At 57.3% G+C, this 845-nt stretch carries 1 protein-coding gene; it reads right to left on the bottom strand.

The window, feature by feature from the left end; translation table 11 throughout:
* Positions 1-12 precede the first annotated feature (12 nt).
* A protein-coding gene (locus PQQ96_RS42100) for an IS5 family transposase (RefSeq protein WP_408303338.1) occupies positions 13-764 on the bottom strand; the annotation gives its coding sequence in 2 pieces (ribosomal slippage) (positions 13-437 and positions 437-764; 753 coding nt in all).
* Positions 765-845: the final 81 nt, after the last annotated feature.

The raw sequence follows: 845 nt of genomic DNA, 5'->3' as shown, positions 1-845 counted from the left end.
GCCTGTTGACAATCAGCAGGCCCAGATGAAAGCGGCGGAGAGCGCAACGAATGATGAGAATCGTTCGGAGAGCTTGTCGTAGCGGGTAGCAACGCGCCGGAATTGTTTGATGCGACAAAAGAACCGTTCGACCAGATTTCGAGAGGCATACAGATGTTCATCCAAAGGACGTTGCTCAACACGATTGGCGCGACTGGGGATGACAGCTTGAATGCCCGCTGATTCCAGATGCTGCAGGATCGCGTTTGTATCGTAAGCCTTATCGGCAGCCAGACTGGCGGGTCTCAGTTCGCCCAGCAAAGGCAGAGCCTCGGGGCTGTCTCCAGCCTGTCCGCCCGTCAGATGAAAGCGAGCGAGCATACCCAGACCGTCGACCAGAGCGTGAATCTTGGTGCTCAATCCACCGCGCGAGCGCCCGATCGCCTGTTCGCCTTTTTTTTCGCCGCACCGGCGGCATGCTGGTGGGCACGCACAATCGTACTGTCAATGAAGACTTCCTCAAGGTCAGTGTCACCCGCAAGCCCGGCGAGTACCGCATGCCATATTTCTGCCCGAGACCATCTGGCAAAGCGTCGGTACACGCTGTTCCACGGTCCAAAATCGGGCGGCAAATCGCGCCATGGGCTACCAGTGCGTGCGATCCATAGCACGGCCTCGACAAACAGTCGATTGTCTGCTGCGGTCCGACCCGGGTCGGTGGATTTGCCCGGCAGCAAGAGTGCGATCCGTTCGTATTGGTCGTCGCTGAGCATCAGTCTTGGCATCCTGTTCTTCCGCAAAAGACAGGATGTAAACAGTTTTCCTCAAAAGTTAACAGCCCCCTCGGCGGTGATTGTCAACAGGCC

This window comes from Paraburkholderia sediminicola, from assembly GCF_046027825.1.
In the GTDB taxonomy this organism is placed as follows: domain Bacteria; phylum Pseudomonadota; class Gammaproteobacteria; order Burkholderiales; family Burkholderiaceae; genus Paraburkholderia; species Paraburkholderia sediminicola_D.
Note: the sequence above shows the minus strand (reverse complement) of the source record. Positions and strands in the feature narration are given on the sequence as shown.